Origin of the sequence: Chryseobacterium sp. MMO-72 (assembly GCF_037146035.1) — a bacterium.
GTDB classification, from domain to species: domain Bacteria; phylum Bacteroidota; class Bacteroidia; order Flavobacteriales; family Weeksellaceae; genus Chryseobacterium; species Chryseobacterium indicum.
This window is the reverse complement of record NZ_JBBCWG010000021.1, coordinates 39,271-46,300: the sequence shown is the minus strand read 5'-3', so window position 1 is coordinate 46,300 and position 7,030 is coordinate 39,271. Positions and strand designations below refer to the sequence as shown.

Annotated in this window: 5 protein-coding genes; 4 read left to right on the top strand and 1 reads right to left on the bottom strand. The window is 35.0% G+C overall.

Annotated features, from left to right (window positions below):
• Window positions 1-220: 220 nt before the first annotated feature.
• Window positions 221-1,069 carry a pantoate--beta-alanine ligase gene (gene panC / locus WFH39_RS20175; RefSeq protein WP_336691219.1) on the bottom strand — a complete coding sequence of 283 codons (849 nt, stop codon included), beginning with the start codon at window positions 1,067-1,069 and terminating at the stop codon, window positions 221-223.
• 180 nt (window positions 1,070-1,249) lie between these two features.
• Between panC and WFH39_RS20170 the strand changes: the two genes are divergently transcribed.
• The 4 genes from WFH39_RS20170 to porK all read left to right on the top strand — a co-directional run bounded on the left by WFH39_RS20170 (window position 1,250) and on the right by porK (window position 7,027).
• Complete coding sequence (locus tag WFH39_RS20170) at window positions 1,250-2,020, top strand: glycogen/starch synthase (protein ID WP_336691218.1); 771 nt, start codon at window positions 1,250-1,252, stop codon at window positions 2,018-2,020.
• 14 nt (window positions 2,021-2,034) lie between these two features.
• Window positions 2,035-3,624 carry a DUF4270 domain-containing protein gene (locus WFH39_RS20165; protein WP_235132634.1) on the top strand — a complete coding sequence of 530 codons (1,590 nt, stop codon included), beginning with the start codon at window positions 2,035-2,037 and terminating at the stop codon, window positions 3,622-3,624.
• Between the two features lie 22 nt (window positions 3,625-3,646).
• Entirely contained in the window at window positions 3,647-5,500 is a 1,854-nt protein-coding gene (glmS, locus tag WFH39_RS20160) for a glutamine--fructose-6-phosphate transaminase (isomerizing) (RefSeq protein ID WP_235132633.1), read from the top strand.
• Between the two features lie 108 nt (window positions 5,501-5,608).
• Window positions 5,609-7,027, top strand: a complete 1,419-nt coding sequence (gene porK, locus WFH39_RS20155) for a type IX secretion system lipoprotein PorK/GldK (protein ID WP_076392676.1) — start codon at window positions 5,609-5,611, stop codon at window positions 7,025-7,027.
• The last annotated feature ends 3 nt before the right edge of the window (window positions 7,028-7,030 follow it).

The window sequence follows — 7,030 nt, the reverse complement described above, 5'->3', positions numbered from 1 at the left end:
TGTATTGCTGGTAAGTTGCTCCTCAGCATTGCTCACTTCCTCTTCCAATCAACTGCAAAATATTACGAATTATTTATGACAAAAACACCAACTATTTTTGACCACATTACCGATTTTTTATATACTTTATCTTTATGTGATTTCGTATGTTGCGGATAAAAAAATAACAAGCGTTATTAAAAGGATAGCGCTTGTTATTTTTAATTTAATTTTATCAAATTTAGTCCAGATGCATATTGTCGATTAATCGTACTCCATCCACAACAACTACAATAAACGCACGGAATTTTCTGTCTTTGTAAAAGAAATCAGTTTCCTTAAGTGTTTTTTCATCAGCAATCAGAAAATATTCTAACTGCATTCCTCTTTGCTGATCGAAAATATCCTGTACTCTGTTTTTAATTTCGGGAACTGTTATTACTCTGAACCAGTCATTTACTTTTTTTAGGGTCTCGTAAATAACAGCAGAGGCTTCTCTTCGGTCTTCATGAAGTCTTTGGTTTCGGGAACTTAAGGCAAGTCCGTTTTCAGCTCGGTAAATCGGAACTCCTTTAATGTTGATTAAAAGTTTTTTCTTTTCAACCATTTTTTTGATAATTGCCAGCTGTTGGAAGTCTTTTTCCCCAAAATAAGCATTATCAGGTTTTACCTGTCTGAAAAGTTCTTCTACAACAGTACCAACACCGTCAAAATGTCCAGGTCGCGATTTTCCTTCCATTTCATTTTCCAGCCCGTCAAAATCATAATGTCTGCTTTCCGTTTTTTCAGGATAAATATCTGTAACTTCAGGAATGTAAACAGCATCTACCAATCCGGACTTTTCCAGAATGGAAATATCTCTGTTGATGTCTCTCGGATACTTTTCAAGATCCTCAGGATTATTAAATTGAGTAGGATTAACAAAAATTGATGATACCACAAGATCATTTTCTTCTCTTGCTGTTTTATATAGTGATAAATGTCCGTTATGAAGGGCTCCCATGGTAGGTGCAAAACCTATCTTTTTGCCCATTTCTTTCTGTCTTTCAATGAAATCCTGAAGAACTTTTTTACTTTTTAGAACTTCCATAGTTTATTTTAATAGTAATTCAAAAATACTAAAAATATCATATAATTATGATAAATGAAGACAAGGTTTTAATAATTTCAGAAGGGAATTATCGTAAAAAAATGTTAATTAAAATAATAATGAATGTTTTTTCGTAATTTTGCACATTAAAGCATTTTTACAAAAATTAGATAGAAGTTTATGCCGAATCAAAAAATACTGTACATTACTACAGAGATGTATCCATATCAGGAAGATACAAATATGGCTGCAGTGGTAAACAAAATGGCACTTAAGATGCACCAAGAAGGCAATGATGTAAGAGTTTTTATGCCAAGATTTGGACAAATAAGTGAAAGAAAATTCCAGCTTCATGAGGTGATACGCCTTTCGGGAATGAATATTATTATTAATGATCTGGATCAGCCTCTTATTATTAAAGTTGCGTCACTTCCGGGGGAAAGACTTCAGGTTTACTTTATCGACAATGAAGAGTATTTCAAAAGAAAACAATATTATTTTGATGATGAAGGACAGCCTTTCGAGGATAATGATGAAAGAGCAATATTTTTTGCCAGAGGGGTAATTGAAACCATTAAGAAACTGAACTGGGTTCCGGATGTTATTCATTTAAACGGATGGATGGCTTCTTTTGTTCCGATTTATCTTAAAACATACTACGAAACAGATACTTATTTTAAGGATGCCAAAATTGTTCTTTCATTATACAATGAAAAAGATGCAGCTTTAGCTTCCAATATCGACGAAAAACTGAAGTTTGATAATATTTCAGGATTAAAAGCGTTAGATAATCCTAGTGTAAAATCTTTTGTTATCGAAAGCATGAGCTATGTTGATTTAGTCGTAAAAGGAGATGAATTTTTGGATGAAGACTTAGATAAGGCTTTTAACGAAACTTCTACTCCAAAATCGGAATATCTTGACGTAGATTCTATAAATCAACTTTATTAAAAAACACATTTTTAATGATTCATACTATTAAAAAAGCAATCACCGTTTTTTCTCTGGTGGTTTTTGGAAGTGCATTACTCTATAACTGTGAGCCGGATGCAGATACTCTTGGGGAACAGCTATTCTTGAATGGTGCTGCACAGGGAAATGAAAAATCTTTTGATGTTACTGCATTTAATATAAATAATAATGATAGTATCCGAAGTGATGCGTCAAAATTAGGACTCGCTACTTTAGGAGCTTTTACGGAAGGACAGTTTGGTATGCAGAAAGCTTCTTATTTAACACAGCTTAGATTGTCAACCTATGATCCGGATTTTGGTAAGACTCCTGTTATCGATTCGGTAGTTTTAGTTATAAAACCTACATATGCTTCTGATTCTGTAAAAACAAATACAGTTGATGACGGCTACACATTTACAACAGCCGCCGATGGAGCTGTAAATGCAAAAAAAGTTGTGAACACTTATCCAATTAATAAATATGGAAAAGCAAAGATTGGTGGAAATACATCCCCTTTTACAATTCAGGTTCATGAAGTTTTAGACTTTTTGAAAGGTAATTCAGATGCGGCTTATTCAAATACAGTTTATCAGTATAATTCAGCTAAATTACTGGGATCTAAAGAAGTGAATGGATTTGTAAGTTCTGTAGCTGTAACAAAAGATTCTGACGGAAGTGCTTTGTTTACAGCATCTGCACCGGGATTAAGAATTAAACTTGATGAAACATTTTTCAAAGATAAAATCATAGCCTATCAGGATAAGCCTGAATTACAGGATGCTTCAAATTTTATAAGACATTTTAGAGGGTTGAGAATTTCTACAACACAGAATGACGGATATTTGTTACAGTTTAGTCCAAATGATATGGAACTAATTATGTATTACAAGTACGAGAAGACTGATAATGGTGTTACTACCCATCCTCAAGCTTCATACACGTTTTCATTAGGATCTGGAAATACACACATTGGTCAATACCAATACGATAGAAGTAGTTCTGTTTTGTCTACATCTGTAATTGGTGACCAAAACAACGGTGCTCCAAAACTATTTTTACAAGGAATGGGAGGTCCGTCTATAGGAATAAAAATTAAGAATGAAACACTTGATGCTTTAAAACAAATTTATAAAAATGATAAAGCTGCTATCATCAGTGCAAAAATAAGAATTTACACAGATCCTGTAAACTGGAATAATAAATATATAAAACCTACTGCTCTTTCTATTGTTCAGAAAGATAAAGACTCTGATGGGAAAGAGACAACAGCATTTACAACAGATTTAACGACTATAGTCGGTTCTAATAACTTTGCAATCTACAGAACATATGATTTAGATAAAAATCCAGCTTACTACGATTTTACAGTGACCCAATCAGTAAAAGAGCTTGTAGAAGGAAAGAGTGGAGTAGAAGTTAGCAATGTTAATAAATACTTTAAAATTGATATGGGAAGTTTCTTATCCAATAGTCAGACAGGCGCTTTAGTTGGATATAATTACACTGCAAGATCGTATGCAAGAGATAGAGCAGTGTTTGTTGGAAACGATTCTAGCAGTCCCAATAAAATTCAGTTAAAAGTAATTTACGGTACAAAATAATTTAAAATACATTTGATAAAATATGTGCGGAATCGTTGGATATACAGGTTTTCAAGACGCTTACGATATTGTGATTAATGGTCTTAGAAGATTAGAATACAGAGGGTACGACAGTGCCGGAATTGTTCTGGAAAACGCAGAAAACAAACTTGAGGTTGAAAAAACTAAAGGTAAAGTTGATGATTTGGTAAATATTTCCAGTCAGTTAAAAGGAGTTGCTAAAATCGGTATGGGACATACACGTTGGGCTACCCACGGTGTGCCTAGTGATAGAAATTCTCACCCACATTTATCCAATAGTGGAAAAATAGCACTTGTTCACAACGGTATCATCGAAAATTATGATACGATTAAAACAATGCTTACTGAAAAAGGATTTACGTTCAAATCTGAAACAGATACTGAGGTTTTAGTAAATCTTGTGCAGTATTTCATGGATCTGAATGTAGAAATGGATTTTCCTACTGCTGTAAGATATGCTCTCAACGAAGTTTATGGGGCATACGCTATTACAGTGATGCATGAAGATTTTCCGGGAGTATTGGTTGTAGGAAGATTAGGATCTCCTTTGGCAATAGGAATTGGAGAGAAAGAGTATTTTATCGCTTCAGACGCATCTCCGTTTGTAGAATTTACAAAAGAGGCAATTTATCTGGAAGAAGGACATATGGCGACAATTTCTCTAGAAAATGGAGTAGATATCAGAACCATCAGTGAGAATTCTAAAATTGAGCCGGAAATTCAGGAGCTTAAACTAAGCTTAGAGCAGATCGAAAAAGGAGGGTACGAACATTTTATGCTAAAAGAAATTTTCGAACAGCCCAAATCCGTTCATGATACGATGAGAGGAAGGCTTTTAGTAGATGAAGGTGTTATCAAAATGGCGGGAATTTGGGACTATATCGAAAAGTTTAAAAATGCAAACAGAATCATCATTATTGCTTGCGGAACTTCTTGGCACGCAGGGTTAATCGGTGAATATTTAATTGAAGAATATGCAAGAATTCCTGTTGAAGTAGAATATGCTTCGGAATTCAGATATAGAAATCCTATCATTACAGATAAAGATGTAGTCATTGCAATTTCTCAGTCCGGAGAAACTGCAGATACCATGGCTGCTTTAAAATTAGCTAAAGAAAAAGGTGCTTTCATTTATGGAATCTGTAATGTGGTGGATTCATCCATTGCAAGGATCACAGATGCAGGCTCTTACACACACGCGGGACCTGAAATTGGAGTGGCTTCCACAAAAGCGTTTACTGCACAGTTAACAATTCTTACCTTAATAGCATTCAAATTAGGAAAGCATAATGGTAATTTAGGGAATGCTGAGTTTATGAGCTTAATTGCAGAACTGGATGCAATTCCTAGAAAAATAGAAGATGTTTTAGCAACAACTCACGAGTTGGTACAAAATATCGCTAAGGATTTTGTAAGTGCAACCAATTTCTTATATTTAGGAAGAGGATACAATTATCCTGCAGCACTTGAAGGTGCATTAAAATTAAAAGAAATCTCTTATATTCATGCTGAAGGATACCCTGCTGCAGAAATGAAGCATGGTCCTATCGCTTTAATTGATGAAAATATGCCGATTGTTATCATTGCTCCTAAAAAAGGACATTATGATAAAATTGTAAGCAACGTTCAGGAAATTAAAGCAAGAAAAGGAAAAGTTATTGCTGTTGTAAATAAAGGAGATACACAGGTGAGTGCTATGGCAGACTACGTTATAGAGATTCCGGAAACGTCCGAATGTTTCTCTCCAATCGTTGCATCAGTGCCTTTACAGCTGTTGGCGTACTATATTGCAGTGTATCGTGGAGCTAATGTAGACCAGCCTAGAAACCTTGCGAAATCTGTAACGGTAGAATAAAAATTACTTGTAAATAAAATAAATTTAGATTTCTTCCGTTATTTCAAAAAAAATCTTAAAAGTTTCTTAAAAAAATTATATATTTACGGCTTAATTATAAAAATTAACATGAAAAGGATATTTCTTTTATTATTGTCTGCGTCGGTAGCATCGGTATCTTGTTCAGGTGGGGGAGCCTCTTCAGTGGGTAAACCGGGAACAAAAGGAGAATTGATACCTAGAGAAAAAACAAAATCATTTGTTGCAGAAAGACCTTACGGAATGGTAGCTATTCCTGCAGGATCGTTTGTTGCAGGATTAACTGATCAGGATTTCACAAACAGTCCTGAAAAGGCTCCGGCAAAAACTGTTACTGTTTCTTCTTTCTTCATGGATGAAGCAGAAACTACTAATGCGGAATACAGGGTATTTATCAATTATGTAAGAGATTCTATCGCAAGAACTTTACTTGCTGAAGCTGCCGGAGAAGGTGGTGAAGGCAAAGGTAAAGGAACAAGCATCGGAGATTATGCATACCTTGCTCAGAAAGAAGAGAATTTAACACCATATCAGGAATATTTAGAAGGACAAGGCGGTGGAAACGAAGGAAACTACGATCCAACGAAAAAAATCGACTGGAAAGTTCCTTTGCACTGGAGTACATCTAAATATCCGGATGTAGAATATGCGGAAGTTTTAGAATCTATGTATTTACCAGCTTCTTCAAGAATCGGTAATGAAAGAATCCTTGACGTTAGTAAACTGAAATATACTTACAGATGGGGAGATATGGATGTTGCAATGGCTGAAAAAGAAAGAGGAGTAAACTACCTTAGAAGTGAAAGTATTGCAATCTATCCGGATACTACAGTTTGGGTAAAAGATTTCCACTTTGCATATAACGAGCCATTGTTTGAACAGTATTTCTGGCACAAAGCTTACAAAGATTACCCTGTAGTTGGAGTAACATGGGATCAGGCAAGAGCATACTGTAACTTCAGATCTAAATTGAAGTCAGATTACAACGAAAGTTTAAAAAGAAGAAAACAAAGACCATTGCAGTTCAGACTGCCTACAGAAATCGAGTGGGAATATGCTGCAAGAGGGGGAATGCAAAATGCTACTTATCCTTGGGGAGGTCCTTACTTAATGGACGACAGAGGTTGCTATCTGGCAAACTTCAAACCTAAGAGAGGTAACTATATGGAAGACGACAAAAAAGGTACTTATACGTATACAGCTCCAGTTAAGAAATTTAAGAAAAATGGGTTTGGGTTATTTGATATGGCTGGAAACGTTTCTGAATGGACATCATCTGATTATAACAACTCTTCATACGGATTCTCATCTACTTTAAATCCTTCTACTAAAGATTTGGCAGATACTAAGAAATCTATCAGAGGTGGATCTTGGAAAGATGTAGGATATATGCTTATGAATGGCGCAAGAGACTGGGAAAGAAAAGACTCTGCAAGAAGCTATATTGGATTCAGAACTGTACAGGATATTCCTGAGGCTGCTGTTAAACCTAGAAAAGTTAACAGATAATTC